We start from the raw sequence: 14,355 nt of genomic DNA, 5'->3' as shown, positions 1-14,355 counted from the left end.
CGGAGAGAACTCGGTGCGGCTGCGGTGGTGTGGGAGTGCTACTTGGTGCGGCGCTGGTGCTCGGCGAGCGACTGCTGCACGTCGGCGTCGAGTTGTTCGCGTTCCGTCTCGCTCAGGCTCGCCTCGAACGCCCGGAGCTTCTCGTCTTCGCCTGCCTCGGCAAGTCGCTGCTCTTCGCGGAGCACGAGGTCACGCTTCGCTCGGCGCGACATGAACCACTCCGTGATGAACGACAGGAACGGGACGATGCCGCCGGCCGCCATGGCGATCAGCCACACGATGGGCCAGCGCATCTGCTGCCACAGCACGTACGACGCGATGAGGTACACGACGTAGAACCAGCCGTGGACGATGAGCACCCAGAGGCTCAAGTTGAGCGCCGTCGTCGTGTCCTCCTGGACCAGCGCGATGAACCCGAACGGGCCGAACGCCTCGACCTCGAGGTGGAAGACGTACTTGAGGAACATCTCGACGCACAGCAGCAGGAGGAGGATGCCGGTCACATAGGCCGTCACCTGATAGAAGCGGAGCGCCCGTCGGAAACCGGGGTTGGCAGTCAGGAGGGCGTCGTGAGGCATGGCCTCTAGTCTAGGCGAACGGCCTCGCGCTTCGTTCGCTCGTCCAGCATGGCCTTCAGCCGGTCGCGCTTGAGCTGCTCGGCCAGCACGCTGGGAGCTTCGGAGGCCTCACGGCGCTCCTTCTCGAACTCGTCGCGAGCGAGGCGCCACCACATGAAGATCGCGAACCCCGCGAAAAGCACCCACTCGATGGCATAGAAGATGTTCAGCCAGTTCAGCTGCGGGGCCTCGAGCGCCTGCGGCGTGATCGCGTCGAGCGGGGCAGCACTCGCGGACTCCCCCAGGACAGCCTGCATCGAGGCCTCATCGAGGCTCACGTAGATGCCGTAGTTCTGGGCCGCCGGTTCCACCCAGCGATTGATGAGGTGCGTGGGTGCCATCGCGATGAGCGCCTGCGCGTCCTCGCCGCGGTTCACCTGCGGCGCCTGGCCGTATTCGAGCCTGCCGGAGAGCGGAAGCTCTGCGCCTCTCCCGGAGCCCTGCAGCGCAGCGACGAGCTCGCGAGCGGAGGCCTCGTCCTCGGTCCACCCGAGCGCGACGGCGAGACCCGGCGCGACATCGGCATTCGTGGATGCGCCGGCTTCGTCGTCCGTGACGGCGACGTGCCCGATCACCCAGTACCCGAGCAGCTCGCCCTGGAGACGATCGGCGACGACATCGAAGTCGCGCGCATCCACCGCACCCTCGAACGTCACCTGACGACCGACGGCGGCATCCGCCACCCGCTCCTGGGGCTGAGCCAGCTCGCCGAGGCCGACGGGAGGCTGCGAGGCCTCCTCGGCGACGGTGCGACCGTGCTCCAGCGACAGGAACGCGGACTCCAGCTGCCAGCGCCCGAGCCACGCGAAGATCGACGCGACGACGAGGGCGAGTGCGAGGACACCCAGCCACTTGGGGCGGACAAGCACTCGACCCATCGACGGCGGCGCGGCCTTGGCGCGGACAGCTGTGGACATTACGACTTCTGAGCGTCCTTCGACTCCGCCTTGACGGTTGCCGCTTCGACGTCGACGGTCTCGTCGACCTCGATCATCGGCAGCGACGGGGCCGTGCCGAACGGCGTGTTGTCGCCGGCGTGACCCAGCACGGAGTCAATGTCCGGCGCTTCGAGGCGGATGCGGTCGGCCGACTCGTCGTCGGGCTGCTCCTGGCTCGCGAGCTCCGCAGCGACCCGCTCGACGTAGGTGTCGATCTCACGCTGCGTGCGCTCGTCGTCCCAGCCGAGGGCTTCCGCCATGAGCCGCGCGGCGACGGGCGCAGCCGAGATGCCGCGGTCCCACGCCTCGATCGAGATGCGCGTGCGTCGCGCGAGCACGTCATCGAGGTGCAGCGCACCCTCGTGCGTCGCGGCGTACGTGATCTCGGCCTGCAGGTAGTCGTCGGCGCCCGGCATCGGCTCGGCCAGCTGCGGGTTCTGGCGGATGAGGTCGAGGATCTCGTCCGTCAGGGTTCCGTAGCGGTTGAGGAGGTGCTCGATGCGCACGCGGTGGAGACCGAAGGCGCGGGCGATCTTGCCGCGGCGATTCCAGGCGGCCTTGTAGCCGACGGCGCCGAGCAGCGGGATGTCTTTCGTCGTGGAGGCGGGGATCTTGCCGTCGAGGGCGTCGGCCGCGGCGTCGATGGCGTCCTGCGCCATGATGCGGTAGGTCGTGTACTTGCCGCCGGCGATGAGCACGAGGCCCGGCACCGAGTGCGCCACCATGTGCTCGCGCGAGAGCTTCGACGTCTCCTCCGACTCGCCCGAGAGCAGCGGACGGAGTCCGGCGTAGACACCTTCGACGTCGGCACGCGTGAGCTTCACCGCGAGGACCTCGTTGACGTGCTCGAGGATGTAGTCGATGTCGGCGGCCGTCGCTGCCGGGTGAGCCTTGTCGAGCTTCCAGTCGGTGTCGGTCGTGCCGATGATCCAGTGACGGCCGTTCGGGATGACGAAGAGCACGCTCTTCTCCGTGCGCAGCAGGAGTCCCGACGCGGACTGGAACCGGTCGCGTGGGACGACGAGGTGCACGCCCTTGGATGCCCGGACGCGGAACGATGCGCGCTCGCCGACCATCTTGTTCGTGTCATCGGTCCACACGCCGGTCGCGTTGACGACCTGCTTGGCGCGGATCTCGAACCGCTCGCCGGTCTCGAGGTCGACGACCTGGGCGCCAACGACACGCTGCCCGACCTTGAGGAAGCCCTCGACGCGCACTCGCGGGGCGACGTGCGCGCCGTAGAACGACGCGGTGCGGGCGAGGACGGCGACGAAGCGCGCGTCGTCGACGCCGGCGTCGTAGTAGGTGAGACCGCCGGAGAAGGCGTTCTTGGAGAGCCCAGGCGACATCTTCGCGACCTGGCCGCGGGTGTAGTGGCGGTGCATCGGCACGCCGGGACGCACCTCACCGGTCTTCGCGAAGAGGTCGTACATGAGCATCCCGGCCCCGATGTAGAACCGCTCGAGCGGGTTCTTCAGCGGGTAGAGGAAGCGGATGGGCTTGACCAGGTGCGGCGCGAGGCGCTGCAGCAGGAGCCCACGCTCGAGGAGCGCCTCGCGCACGAGCCCGAAGTCCATCTGCTCGAGGTAGCGGATGCCACCGTGGATGAGTTTCGACGAGCGGCTGGACGTGCCGGACGCGAAGTCCCGCGCCTCGACCATGCCGACGCTCAGGCCTCGCGTGACTGCGTCGAGCGCCGCACCCGCGCCGACCACGCCGCCACCCACGACGAGCACGTCGAGGTTCTTGGTCTTGAGGGACTCGATAGCCGCCGCGCGTTCCTGCGGGCCGAGCTTGTCGCTTCGAGAGACGCTGTTCGCCATAACCTGCTCCTCGTTCTCAGTTGCTGCTTGTGGGGGAAGTCTGGACGCTCAACCTTCGGCCAAGCCGTCAGGCGGCTCAGTCGTCCTGATCAGGCGGTCGGCGTGTAGGGCGCAACGACCATCTCGGCACGCTGGAACTCCTTGAGCTCCGAGTAGCCGGTCGTCGCCATCGAGTGGCGGAGCGCGCCCGTGAGGTTCGAGATGCCGTCGGCGCTCTCGGCTGGGCCCGCGACGATCTCCGCCATGGGCGCGACCTGGCCGACCTGCACGCGGTTTCCGCGCGGGAGCTTCTCATGACGCGCCTCGGCGCCCCAGTGCCAGCCGCGACCGGGAGCGTCCGTGGCGCGCGCGAGCGCGGCACCGATCATGACGGCGTCCGCGCCTGACGCGATGGCCTTGACGAGGTCGCCGGAGGTGCCGATGCCCCCGTCGGCGATGACGTGCACGTAGCGTCCGCCTGACTCGTCGAGGTAGTCGCGCCGCGCGCCTGCCACGTCGGCGATGGCTGTCGCCATCGGTGCGTGGATGCCGAGCACCCGACGAGTGGTCGAGGCGGCTCCCCCGCCGAAGCCGACGAGCACTCCTGCGGCACCGGTGCGCATGAGGTGCAGGGCTGCCGTGTAGGTCGCCGCACCGCCGACGATGACGGGCACGTCGAGCTCGTAGATGAACTGCTTGAGGTTGAGCGGCTCCTGGTTGCGAGACACGTGCTCCGCGGAGACGGTCGTGCCGCGGATGACGAACAGGTCGGTGCCGGCCTCGAGCACGTCGTCCATGAACTGCTGTGTGCGCTGCGGGGAGAGTGCGCCGGCGGCCGGCACTCCGGCCTCGCGGATCTGCTGGAGGCGCTCCTTGATGAGCGTGCCCTTGACCGGCTCCCGGTAGATCTCCTGCAGCTTGGCCGTCGCCTGCTTCGCGGGCAGATCAGCGATCTGGGCGAGCAGCGGCTCCGGGTCGTCATAGCGAGTCCACAGCCCCTCGAGGTCGAGCACGCCGAGGCCGCCGAGCTTGCCGAAGCCGATCGCGGTCTCGGGCGACATCACCGAGTCCATGGGTGCCGCGAGGAGCGGGATATCGAACGTGAATGCGTCGATCTTCCACGTGATGGACACGTCCTCCGGGTCACGGGTTCGCCGCGATGGCACGATGGCCACATCGTCGAAGGAGTACACGCGGCGGGCTCGCTTTGCGCGGCCGATCTCGATCTCAGTCACCTGCCTAGCCTAGCCCTCCGCGGTGCTCGCTGCTGCGGCGCGGCGGCGGGGAGACCCCGACCCGCCGCGCCGATCAGGGCTCTAGCGACGGTAGTTGGGGGCTTCCGAGACCATCTGCACATCGTGCGGGTGGGACTCCTTCAGCCCTGCCGGAGTGATCCGCACGAAGCGGCCCTTCTCCTTGAGCTCCGTGACGGTGCGAGCGCCGACGTAGAACATCGACTGGCGCAGGCCGCCCGTGAGCTGGAACACCGACTGGCGGATCGAGCCGCGGTACGCGACCTTGCCCTCGATCCCCTCGGCGATGAGCTCGTCGTCGCTCGGGACGTCCGCCTGGAAGTAGCGGTCCTTCGAGTACGAGGTGCGCTCGCCGCGCGACTGCAGTGCGCCGAGCGAGCCCATGCCGCGGTAGCTCTTAAACTGCTTGCCGTTGACGAAGATGAGGTCGCCTGGCGACTCGTCGGTGCCAGCGAGCAGCGATCCGACCATGACCGCGGATGCGCCCGCGACGAGCGCCTTCGCGATCTCGCCCGAGTACTGCAGGCCGCCGTCGGCGATGACCGGCACGCCAGCGGGGGTCGCGGCCAGCGACGCCTCGTAGACGGCCGTGATCTGAGGGACCCCGACTCCCGCGACGATGCGCGTCGTGCAGATGGAGCCAGGACCGACGCCGACCTTGACGGCGTCGGCACCCGCATCCACGAGCGCCTGGGCGCCCTCGCGGGTCGCCACGTTGCCGCCGACGACCTGCACGTGGCCCATCACCGGGTCGCTCTTGAGGCGGCGGATCATGTCGAGCACGCCGGCCGACTGGCCGTTCGCCGTGTCGACGACGAGCACGTCGACACCGGCAGCCACGAGGCGCTCCGCGCGCTCCCAGCCGTCGCCGAAGAAGCCGATCGCCGCGCCCACTCGCAGGCGCCCGGCGTCGTCCTTCGTCGCGTTCGGGTACTTGTCGCTCTTGTCGAAGTCCTTCACCGTGATGAGGCCGGCGAGCTTGCCCTCGTCGTCGATGAGCGGCAGCTTCTCGATGCGGTGCTTGCCGAGGAGCTTGTAGGCGTCGTCGCCGGAGATCCCGACGGGACCGGTCACGAGACCCTCGCCCGTCATGACCTCGTGCACGCGGGTCGTGCGCTTCTCCGACTCGGGCACGAAGCGCATGTCCCGGTTGGAGATGATGCCGACGAGCTTGCCTGTCTCCTCGTCGACGACCGGCAGGCCGGAGACGCGATACTGCCCGCAGATCTCGTCGACCTCCGCGACGGTCGCGTTGGGAGTCGTCGTCACCGGATTCGTCACCATGCCGGACTCGGAGCGCTTCACGCGATCGACCATCTCGACCTGGTCATCGATCGACAGGTTGCGGTGCAGGATGCCCATGCCGCCCTGGCGCGCCATGGCGATCGCCATGCGGGCTTCCGTGACCGTGTCCATCGCCGCAGAGACGAGCGGGACGCGCAGGGTGATGCCGCGCGTCAGCCGCGTCGTCGTGTCGACCTCAGACGGGATCACGTCGGTGTGCCCGGGAAGCAGCAGCACATCGTCGTAGGTCAATCCGGTGAAGCCAAAGGGGTCCGACTCGGTCATTACGCTCCAGGAGGTATCTGGGATGCGCCGTTCGGCGGCATCCTCGTGCATCGGGAAACAGCTCAGTGGTGATGGAACAGCGAGGACCCTGGACGCATTCCCGGGACCCTCAGCTCATCAACCTCGTGTCGGCGGACCGAGTTCGTCCGCGACCGAGGGAATCTTGGCGCCAAGTCTAGCCGTGCGCACGAGGTCGATCGTGAAGAGGATGAGGGCGCCCCAGACGATCGCGAACCCGATCCAGCGTTCGAGCGGCATGGGCTCCGAGAAGACCGCCACGGCGAGCACGAACTGCAGGATCGGCGCGATGTACTGCATGAGTCCGAGCTCGATGAGGCGCAGCCTCCTCGCGGCCGCCGCGAAGAGCAGGAGGGGCACGCTCGTGACGACGCCCGCGAACAGCAGGACGCCGGTGTTGACCGCCGACACGGAGCCGAAGGTGATGCCGCCGCCGAAGAGTACCGTCCAGAGCAGGCAGATCGCGCCGATCGGCATGATGAGCGTCGTCTCGACCGCCAGACCGGAGAGCGCATCCGCCTGGACCCCCACCCGCTTCTTCACGAGCCCATACAGCCCGAAGGTCATGGCGACGCCTAGGCCTAGCCACGGGATGCGGCCGTAGCCGAGCGAGATGACGAGCACGGCGACGAGCGAGAGCCCAACGGCGACCCACTGCAGGGGCCTGAGCTTCTCACGGAGGAAGACCAGGCCGAGCGCGACGGACACGATCGGGTTGAGGAAGTAGCCGAGCGCGGCGTCGAGGGTGTGGCCCGTCGCGACAGCCTGCACATAGAACAGCCAGTTCGCCGACACCAGGACTCCTGCGATGCCGAGGCCGAGCACAACCCGCTTCTTCGAGATGAGCTCCCGGAACGGACGCCAGGCCCGCATGACGAGCACGCCGAGCAGGCAGAACACGACGCTCAGGATGATGCGCCACGCGATGAGCTCCACGGGTGTCGTCGGAGCAGTCGCCACGACGTAGAGGGGCATGAAGCCCCAGAGCGCGTACGCGCTGAACGCCAGCCAGAGGCCGGACCGAGGAGATTCCGTCACCTCGAGATCGTACGCCCGACGTCGGGCCCCTGGAACACGAATGGCGCCCGACCCCGAGGGGTGGGCGCCATGCGCGATGCTGCTCCTGCAGATGAGACCGCCCGAACCGGCGCGGCTTCAGAAGGTGAGGAGACTAGACGATCTTCGCGAGGATGTCGCGAGCGGAGAGCACAAGGAGCTCTTCGCCGCCGTACTTGACCTCGGTTCCGCCGTACTTGGAGTAGATGACCTTGTCGCCGACCACGAGGTCGAGCGGCACGCGGTTTCCGTTGTCATCGATGCGGCCGGGGCCGACTGCGACGACTTCGCCCTCCTGGGGCTTCTCCTTGGCGGTGTCCGGAATCACAAGACCCGAAGCCGTGGTCTGCTCGGCTTCGACCTGCTTGATGACGATGCGATCCTCGAGCGGCTGAATGTTCACCGACACGGTTGACCTCTTTCTCAGCGATAGGAAGTTCAGAATTAGCACCCTCCCCATGAGAGTGCTAACTCAGAGTGTAGGGGCCAGGCGGCGACGACTGCAACGCGGCGACGTCTCGTGGCGTACGCCGGTAGCGTAGTGCTGGTGCAACGCGACGAACTCCTGGCCCTCCTCACACCAGAGGCGATGACCCTGCTCGACGACGCTCCCCCCGTCGAGTCAGCGGCAGACGCGCTTGCCCTCGTGACGAGGCTGCGCGCGGCAGGAGGCTCCGCAGAGGTCGTTGCCGCCGTCGTCACGCAGGCGAAGCTCCGGCGGCGCGCATCCGCCAAGTTCGGCCCGTTCGCCGAGCGGATGCTCTTCACCGACGCGGGCCTGCAGCAGGCGACGCGACTGCAGGTCGCGGCGCACCACGCGAACCGGTTCAGGCAGGCCGGCGCCGTGAGCGTGGCAGACCTCGGCTGCGGGATCGGCGCAGACTCCATGGCATTCGCATCGCTCGGTCTCGAGGTCACCGCATTCGACGTCGACGAGGTCACCGCCGCGATCGCGGCCCACAACCTGGCCCCGTTTCCCAACGCCCGGGTCAGGCACGACCGCGCCGAGGAGGTGGACCTCGCTGCCTTCGATGCGCTCTGGTTCGATCCGGCCCGCAGGACCACCAGCGGCGGGAGCACTGCACGCCACTTCGATCCGGCCGATTGGAGCCCATCCCTCGACTTCGTCTTCGCCGCCGGGCGCGAGCGCGCGACGGGAATCAAGCTGGGACCGGGAATCGACCACGCGTACCTCCCAGAAGACGCGGAGACGCAGTGGGTCTCCTCCAACGGCGACCTCGTCGAGGCGACGGTGTGGATGCACGACACGGCGAGGGCAGGCATCCGCCGCTCGGCCCTCGTGATCAGCAGGCACGGCACCGCCGAGCTGACGACCGGCGAGGACGTCCGGGATGCGGGCGTCGCTGCGCTGGGCGCCGTGCTCTACGAGCCGGACGCGGCGATCATCCGTGCACGCCTCATCGGCGACCTCGCTCGCTCACTCGAAGCGTCGATGATCTCGGAGAGCATCGCGTGGATGACAGCTGACCACTTCACGCCGACGCCCTTCGCGAGCGCGTTCTCGGTCCGAGAGGTGCTGCCCCTGCATGCGTCGTCGCTCAAGGGCGAGCTGCGGAAGCGAGGCATCGGCGTGCTGGAGATCAAGAAGCGGGGGGTCGACATCGACCCGGCGGAATTCAGGCGGAAGCTCTCGCTCAAGGGAGACGAGTCCGCGGTGCTCATCCTCACGAGGATCGGCGACAAACGCGTCGCCATCCTCGCCGATCGGCTCAGCTGAGGGCCACCGAACCGTCGGTCCTCGTCGTTCCTAGACGACGAGCACCACGACGAGCGTCACGATGGCGAGAAGGACCGCGAGGCCACCGGCCACCAGCCCCACGACGGCAAGCGTGCGTCCGAGGCCCTTCGGGGCACGAAGTCCCGCGATTCCGAGCCCGACGGCGCCGAGACCGAACACCAGCGACACGATGTACGCCCACCCGGGAAGCAGGAGGAGAAGCAGCGAGAGCGCGCCGAGCGCGACGCCGATGATCCCGAGCACCGGCGCAGGAGGCTTCGGCTGCTGGCCGTATCCCTGCACGCCGAACTGCTGGCCGGGCTGCTGACCGTACTGCCCCTGCTGCGGGGCTCCGTACTGCGGCTGCCCGAACTGATCCTGCTGCGGGGCTCCGTACTGCGGCTGCCCGAACTGATCCTGCTGCGGGGCTCCGTACTGCGGCTGCCCGTACTGGTTCTGCTGCGGCTGGCCGTAGCCCTGCCGCGCGGGAGCCTGCTGCTGGCCGGACGGCTGCTGGGCGCCGTAGCCAGTCGAGTAGCCAGGCTGCTGCTGGCCGTAGCCGCCGTCAGCCGGGCCATACCCGGGCTGCTGCTGGCCGTTCCCACCAGGCTGCTGCCCGTACTGCTGGTCGTTCTGCTGCCCGTACTGCGGCTGAGAAGGCCCGTACGACCCCTGGCCGTACTGGCCCTGGCCGGGCTGCTGCGCGCCGAAGGGCGGCTGGCCGTTCTGGTGCTGGCCATTCGGGTGCTGGCCGTTCTGCGGCTGGCCGTTCTGGTGGGGCTGCTGCGGGTACTGGGGGCCGTTCGGGTCAGACATGGTGTCCTTCTCAGTCGTCGACAAGGCTGCAGGTGCTGATCAAGCTTAGAGTGCGGGCGGATGCGTCCACCCGCACTCCTGCCGGTTCTTTCAGCGGGTGATCAGTATCCGTAGGACGACATGTCGCCGAGGAACATGGCTGCGACGACGATGCCGATGATCGCCACGATCACCGAGAGCACGATGGCTGCGATCGAGACCCAGAGGCCCCAGACGCGCAGCGGGCCGGCCTGCGGCTCCCGCGACTTGGCCATGATGGCGCAGACCAGGCCTGCGATACCGAGGGGAAGTCCGAGGAACGCCGTCACGAAGGTGAGCAGGATGCCCGCACCGCCGAGGGACAGCGCGACGATGCTGAGCGTGCGCTTGGGAGCCGTGGACTGTGCCGGGTAGCCGGGCGTCGCGTAGCCCTGCGGTGCCCCATAGCCCTGCGCCTGCCCCTGCGACTGCGGAGCGGCGTAGGCCGGAGCTGCACCAGCGGGAGCCTGGCTCGCGGGCGGAGCCTGACCGTACGGAGCCGCGCCGGGTGCCGCGGCTGGCTCGCTCGGTGGCGTGTAGCTCACCGAACCAGATGCCGCGGGCGGCGTGGAGCCGCTGCCCGACGACGGCGCCGAATAGTCGGTCCCGGATGCAGTGGGCGCCGAGTAGTCAGAGCCAGAGCCGGGCGCGGCTGGCGGCGTGTAGCCGCTGCCCGACGCGGCGGGGGCGGAGGAGTCGGAGTACGGCGCGGCCGGGGTCGAAGCGTCGGTGCCCGAGACGGCGGGCGGCGTGTAGTCGGTGCCGGTGGCTGCCGGGGCGGAGTAGTCGACCGACTCAGCAGGTGGCGTGTACGCGGCCGGCGCCTCGTACTGGGGAGGTGTGCTGCCATCCTCCGGGAGCCGTGGCTTGTCACCTGGGGTTGCGTTGCTGTCGCTCATTGCGGAGCTCCTTCCGGTTCAGCCGTTTTCGCGGCGGTTGAGGCTGGTGTTCACGTGCGTGGAGCAAGCGGCGACGCCTTCAGTGGCGCACGCCCATGTCCTAGGTTCCCAGGGTTTGACTGGGAACCGTCACACAAGGTTCAGGAAGGCCCACGTTCAGTAGGAGCTGAGGCCCCCGAGCAGTCCGATTCCTCCGAAGAAGAGGAGGGCGAGGACAAGCAGGAGCAGGAGTCCGAAGACCGAGATGAAACCGAGCACGATAGCGGTGATGGCGAGCGCCCGTCCGCGCGGCTCACGACGCAGCGCGATGAAGCCGCACACGATGCCAGCGATCCCGACCATCCACCAGACGAACTGGAGGACGGGGATGAGCGAGACGAAGAAGGAGCCTCCGCTCAGGCACAGGGCCACGATGCTCAGGGTCAGCGTCCCGGCAGCAGCCGGGCGAGGCGCCGTGTACGGCGCTTGAACGTAGGGCGTCACCGGATAGGCGAGGTGCTGCGAGGGGGCCGCCTGCGCCCCATGGCTACCGGGGCCCCAGCTCTCGCTCGGCGCGGTGTGGCCGTAGCCGGCGTCCTGGCCGTAGCCGAAACCCTGACCGTAGCCCGCATCCTGCCGGTAGCCCGAGTCGTGCCCGTAGCCATTCCCGTTGCCGGAGCCGGGGATGTCGCCTCGCGCCTCCCGCGGCTCGCCGACGGGCTGCGCGCCGACGTTCGGGGCCGGTATCCGCTCGACGGGGCCATCTGGTGTCGACCAGGTCATGTCCGCTCCTTTCGAGAGGTGATGAGATGCTCCAACGTTACGGCGACCTGCTCAACGCCACGTCATCCCCATGGCCTCGGGTTCGTCATCCCGCAGGATGACTTCGAACCTCGCAGGGCACGGCTCTCGCTGGAGCGCTGACTCAGGCGACGATGAAGGCGAAGCCAACGCAGCCCACGACCGCCGCCGCAGCGAGCACGAGCGCGAGAATCCAACCGCGGTGGCGCCGCCCGAGCACCGCGAGCAGGAGCGCCACTGCGCCGAGACTCGCCCCGAGGTACAGGGGCCAGAGCGGCGAGGGGGTCACGGATACGGAGAGCGAGACAGCGAGGACCGCCGCGGCAAGCGACAGCAGCACGGAGAGGATGATCGCGAGGCGACTGAGCCCGAGCCCAGAAGGCACCGGTGCCGTCCCGGCGCGAGCGGACGCAGGAGCCATCGCGGTCTCCTGCACGTGCGCGACCGCCGGGTCGATGCCCTGGCCCTGCTCCGGACTCTGGCGCTCCGCTGATCTGGGTGCAGAACTGCCATCGACGGGAGCAGACTTCTCCTCGCCCCTCGAGCGCGGGGTGAGGGCCGAGTAGGCGGCGTTGCTGGTGTCATCGACCGGAGTGCGGTCGATGGGGGGAAGCTCCACGGGCTTGCGCGGCGGCAGCTTCGGCTGATCGGGTGTTGTCATCGGTGCTCCCCCAGAGCTGGTTTCCCCTGCGGCGCATGCTGCGTGGCCACCGGCAGCGTCGAGTCCGCCGCGAAGTCGAGCGGGGAGGGAGGCTTGCCCGCAGTGACGAGCATCGCGCCGACGGCGGCGATCATCGCCCCGTTGTCGGTGCAGAGCCGAAGCGGGGGGATGCGCAACTCGATGCCGGCGGCAGCGCAGCGCTCCTCCGCGAGCTCACGGACGCGCGCGTTCGCCGCCACTCCCCCGCCGAGCACGAGGCGAGGCACGCCGAGGGCCGTGCAGGCCGCCACCGCCTTCGCCGTCAGCACATCGGCGACAGCTTCGCGGAAGCTCGCCGCGACATCGGCGACCGGCACCGGCTCCCCTGCGTCTTCCTTCGCCTCGACCCAGCGGGCCACGGCGGTCTTGAGCCCGGAGAAGGAGAAGTCGTAGCGGTGCCGCTCGAGGTCCTTCGGCTTGGTGAGCCCGCGCGGGAACCGGATCGCCTTCGGATCCCCTCCGGCAGCTGCCTTGTCGATCTCGGGTCCCCCCGGGTAGGGCAGGCGCAGCAGTCGCGCCACCTTGTCGAACGCCTCGCCAGCCGCATCGTCGATCGTCTCGCCGAGCTGCTCCACGTCGTCGACGAGGTCGCGAACATGCAGGAGGGACGTGTGCCCCCCTGAGACGAGCAGCGCCACCGCTGGCAGCTCGAGCTGACCCACGTCGTCGCGCAGGACGTCAGCGGCGACGTGACCCACCAGATGGTTCACGGTGTAGAGCGGGATACCGGTGGCGACGTGCAGGGCCTTCGCCGCTGCCGTTCCGACCATGAGCGCACCCGCGAGGCCCGGGCCCTGGGTGACGGCGATCGCGTCGAGGTCCTCGAGCGAGACTCCCGCCGTCTCGAGCGCCGCCGAGATGGTCGGCACGATCGCGTCAGCGTGGGCACGTGCGGCGATCTCGGGAACGACACCACCGAAGATGGCGTGCTCGTCCATCGAGGAGGCGACCTCGTTGGCGAGCAGCACCCGACCGCGGACGATGCCGACACCCGTCTCGTCGCACGATGATTCGATGCCGAGCACAAGCGGCTCCCTCCGAGCACCGGCAGCGACACGCGCCTCGGCAGACGCCCGAACCCCCGGCAGCTGCCCTCGCATCACGATCGCATCCACGCCCTCTCTCGGGTAGTACTTGGGTCGGCGTCCGATCTCCTCGAAGCCGAGCCGCGAGTAGAGGGCACGAGCGGCCTCGCCGTTCTCGCGCACCTCGAGGAACACCTGCTTCGCGCCGCGTCCCTCCGCCCACGCGAAGAGCTCGGCCAGCATCCGGGTGGCCCATCCGCCGCGCCGAAGCCGCTCGTCGACGGCGATGGTCTGCAGATCAGCCTCACCACCACCCTGGAGCGCCATGACGCCCGCAGCCGCCAGGATCTCGCCGCTCGCGGCGTCCTCGACGACCACATATCGCGTGTGCTCGCTCTTGACCTCGCCCGCGAGCATCGACGGCGACCACGGGTCGAGCGGGAATGCGGCCTCGTCGAGACGCACCATCGAAGGAATGTCCTCGTGCGAGGCGTCTCGCAGCATGGCGCGCATCAGCCGGTCACCCGCTTCGGGCCATTCGACGGGACCGCGTCGGCACCCCGCAGGTACAGAATCGTGTTGGCCTCCGCTTCGAGCCCCTGGACCTCACGGTCGAGCCAGGCGAGTGCGAGGTGAGCGGCCGAGATCGTCCTCGTGTCGAAGCGGTGGTCGGCAGCGGGGACTGCATCAGGCCGGTGCAGCTCAGAGCTGCTCGCGACGAGCAGCCCTTGCTCGTACCGCGAACAGGCGAGCTCCCCCCGGCGGGCATCCGTCGTGACCAGCAGATCGCCGGCAGCCTCCGGATGATCCGCGCGCCATTCGTGGGCCGCCGCATCGTGGCTTGGCATCGGGATGAAACGCGCGCCGCGTGCGAACGCGAACGTGCGCGCGGCGGCCACGCCGACACGCAGCCCAGTGAAGGGGCCAGGACCCATGCCACCGACGACCTGCGTGACGTGCTGCGGAGAGAGCCCGGCGTCTGCGAGCACCTCCGCGATCGCCACTCCGACGACCTCAGCATGGTGTCGGGTGTCGGCGGTGCGCCGTTCTGCGAGCACCCGGCCGTGCGGGGTGACGATCGCGACATCCGTGCCCGCTGACGTATCGATCGCTAAGAGCATGCGAG

General features: G+C 69.0%; 14 protein-coding genes. 1 reads left to right on the top strand and 13 read right to left on the bottom strand.

The window, feature by feature from the left end; translation table 11 throughout:
• Positions 1-38: 38 nt before the first annotated feature.
• The 7 genes from ITJ67_RS02485 to groES all read right to left on the bottom strand — a co-directional run bounded on the left by ITJ67_RS02485 (position 39) and on the right by groES (position 7,662).
• On the bottom strand, positions 39-578 hold the full coding sequence (locus tag ITJ67_RS02485; RefSeq protein WP_160071288.1) for a DUF3817 domain-containing protein: 540 nt from the start codon (positions 576-578) through the stop codon (positions 39-41).
• 5 nt (positions 579-583) lie between these two features.
• Positions 584-1,534, bottom strand: a complete 951-nt coding sequence (locus ITJ67_RS02480; protein WP_160071287.1) for an SURF1 family protein — start codon at positions 1,532-1,534, stop codon at positions 584-586.
• Entirely contained in the window at positions 1,534-3,378 is a 1,845-nt protein-coding gene (locus ITJ67_RS02475; RefSeq protein ID WP_160071286.1) for a glycerol-3-phosphate dehydrogenase/oxidase, read from the bottom strand. The genes ITJ67_RS02480 and ITJ67_RS02475 overlap by 1 nt, the downstream gene beginning before the upstream one ends.
• An 89-nt stretch (positions 3,379-3,467) precedes the next feature.
• Entirely contained in the window at positions 3,468-4,592 is a 1,125-nt protein-coding gene (locus ITJ67_RS02470; RefSeq protein ID WP_194676615.1) for a GuaB3 family IMP dehydrogenase-related protein, read from the bottom strand.
• 81 nt (positions 4,593-4,673) lie between these two features.
• Positions 4,674-6,179, bottom strand: a complete 1,506-nt coding sequence (guaB, locus tag ITJ67_RS02465; protein WP_160071284.1) for an IMP dehydrogenase — start codon at positions 6,177-6,179, stop codon at positions 4,674-4,676.
• A gap of 117 nt (positions 6,180-6,296) precedes the next feature.
• Complete coding sequence (gene rarD / locus ITJ67_RS02460) at positions 6,297-7,235, bottom strand: EamA family transporter RarD (RefSeq protein WP_323741366.1); 939 nt, start codon at positions 7,233-7,235, stop codon at positions 6,297-6,299.
• Between the two features lie 133 nt (positions 7,236-7,368).
• Positions 7,369-7,662, bottom strand: coding sequence for a co-chaperone GroES (groES, locus tag ITJ67_RS02455; RefSeq protein ID WP_068479200.1), 294 nt, complete (start codon positions 7,660-7,662; stop codon positions 7,369-7,371).
• Positions 7,663-7,800: 138 nt separating this feature from the next.
• On the opposite strand from groES, the gene ITJ67_RS02450 reads away from it, so the two are divergent.
• Positions 7,801-8,991, top strand: coding sequence for a THUMP-like domain-containing protein (locus tag ITJ67_RS02450; protein ID WP_194676614.1), 1,191 nt, complete (start codon positions 7,801-7,803; stop codon positions 8,989-8,991).
• A gap of 30 nt (positions 8,992-9,021) precedes the next feature.
• Here the strand turns inward: ITJ67_RS02450 and ITJ67_RS02445 are convergent, their stop codons facing one another.
• The 6 genes from ITJ67_RS02445 to tsaB form a co-directional block, all read right to left on the bottom strand.
• The gene (locus ITJ67_RS02445; RefSeq protein ID WP_194676613.1) at positions 9,022-9,807 is read right to left on the bottom strand and encodes a hypothetical protein; all 786 of its coding nucleotides are present in this window, start codon (positions 9,805-9,807) and stop codon (positions 9,022-9,024) included.
• A gap of 101 nt (positions 9,808-9,908) precedes the next feature.
• Positions 9,909-10,724: a hypothetical protein gene (locus ITJ67_RS02440; protein ID WP_194676612.1), complete on the bottom strand. Its 816-nt coding sequence runs from the start codon at positions 10,722-10,724 to the stop codon at positions 9,909-9,911.
• A 156-nt stretch (positions 10,725-10,880) separates the two neighbouring features.
• Positions 10,881-11,486, bottom strand: a complete 606-nt coding sequence (locus tag ITJ67_RS02435) for a DUF4190 domain-containing protein (RefSeq protein WP_194676611.1) — start codon at positions 11,484-11,486, stop codon at positions 10,881-10,883.
• 142 nt (positions 11,487-11,628) lie between these two features.
• Positions 11,629-12,165: a hypothetical protein gene (locus ITJ67_RS02430; RefSeq protein ID WP_194676610.1), complete on the bottom strand. Its 537-nt coding sequence runs from the start codon at positions 12,163-12,165 to the stop codon at positions 11,629-11,631.
• A complete protein-coding gene (tsaD, locus tag ITJ67_RS02425) occupies positions 12,162-13,742 on the bottom strand; it encodes a tRNA (adenosine(37)-N6)-threonylcarbamoyltransferase complex transferase subunit TsaD (RefSeq protein WP_228502170.1) in 1,581 nt (526 codons plus the stop codon). The genes ITJ67_RS02430 and tsaD overlap by 4 nt, the downstream gene beginning before the upstream one ends.
• Positions 13,742-14,350 carry a tRNA (adenosine(37)-N6)-threonylcarbamoyltransferase complex dimerization subunit type 1 TsaB gene (gene tsaB / locus ITJ67_RS02420; protein ID WP_194676609.1) on the bottom strand — a complete coding sequence of 203 codons (609 nt, stop codon included), beginning with the start codon at positions 14,348-14,350 and terminating at the stop codon, positions 13,742-13,744. Before tsaB ends, tsaD begins: the two co-directional genes overlap by 1 nt.
• Positions 14,351-14,355: the final 5 nt, after the last annotated feature.

The sequence above is a fragment of the Pseudoclavibacter sp. VKM Ac-2867 genome (genome assembly GCF_015351275.1).
Classification (GTDB): Bacteria; Actinomycetota; Actinomycetes; order Actinomycetales; family Microbacteriaceae; genus Pseudoclavibacter.
This window is presented reverse-complemented; position numbering and strand designations above follow the sequence as displayed.

Excerpts from the sequence above, each read along its gene's own strand:
- ITJ67_RS02485 (WP_160071288.1), bottom strand. The coding sequence starts at position 578 with ATGCCTCACGACGCCCTCCTGACTGCCAACCCCGGTTTCCGACGGGCG.
- ITJ67_RS02480 (WP_160071287.1), bottom strand. The coding sequence starts at position 1,534 with ATGTCCACAGCTGTCCGCGCCAAGGCCGCGCCGCCGTCGATGGGTCGA.
- ITJ67_RS02475 (WP_160071286.1), bottom strand. The coding sequence starts at position 3,378 with ATGGCGAACAGCGTCTCTCGAAGCGACAAGCTCGGCCCGCAGGAACGC.
- guaB (WP_160071284.1), bottom strand. The coding sequence starts at position 6,179 with ATGACCGAGTCGGACCCCTTTGGCTTCACCGGATTGACCTACGACGAT.
- ITJ67_RS02445 (WP_194676613.1), bottom strand. The coding sequence starts at position 9,807 with ATGTCTGACCCGAACGGCCCCCAGTACCCGCAGCAGCCCCACCAGAAC.
- ITJ67_RS02440 (WP_194676612.1), bottom strand. The coding sequence starts at position 10,724 with ATGAGCGACAGCAACGCAACCCCAGGTGACAAGCCACGGCTCCCGGAG.
- ITJ67_RS02435 (WP_194676611.1), bottom strand. The coding sequence starts at position 11,486 with ATGACCTGGTCGACACCAGATGGCCCCGTCGAGCGGATACCGGCCCCG.
- ITJ67_RS02430 (WP_194676610.1), bottom strand. The coding sequence starts at position 12,165 with ATGACAACACCCGATCAGCCGAAGCTGCCGCCGCGCAAGCCCGTGGAG.
- tsaD (WP_228502170.1), bottom strand. The coding sequence starts at position 13,742 with ATGCGCGCCATGCTGCGAGACGCCTCGCACGAGGACATTCCTTCGATG.
- tsaB (WP_194676609.1), bottom strand. The coding sequence starts at position 14,350 with ATGCTCTTAGCGATCGATACGTCAGCGGGCACGGATGTCGCGATCGTC.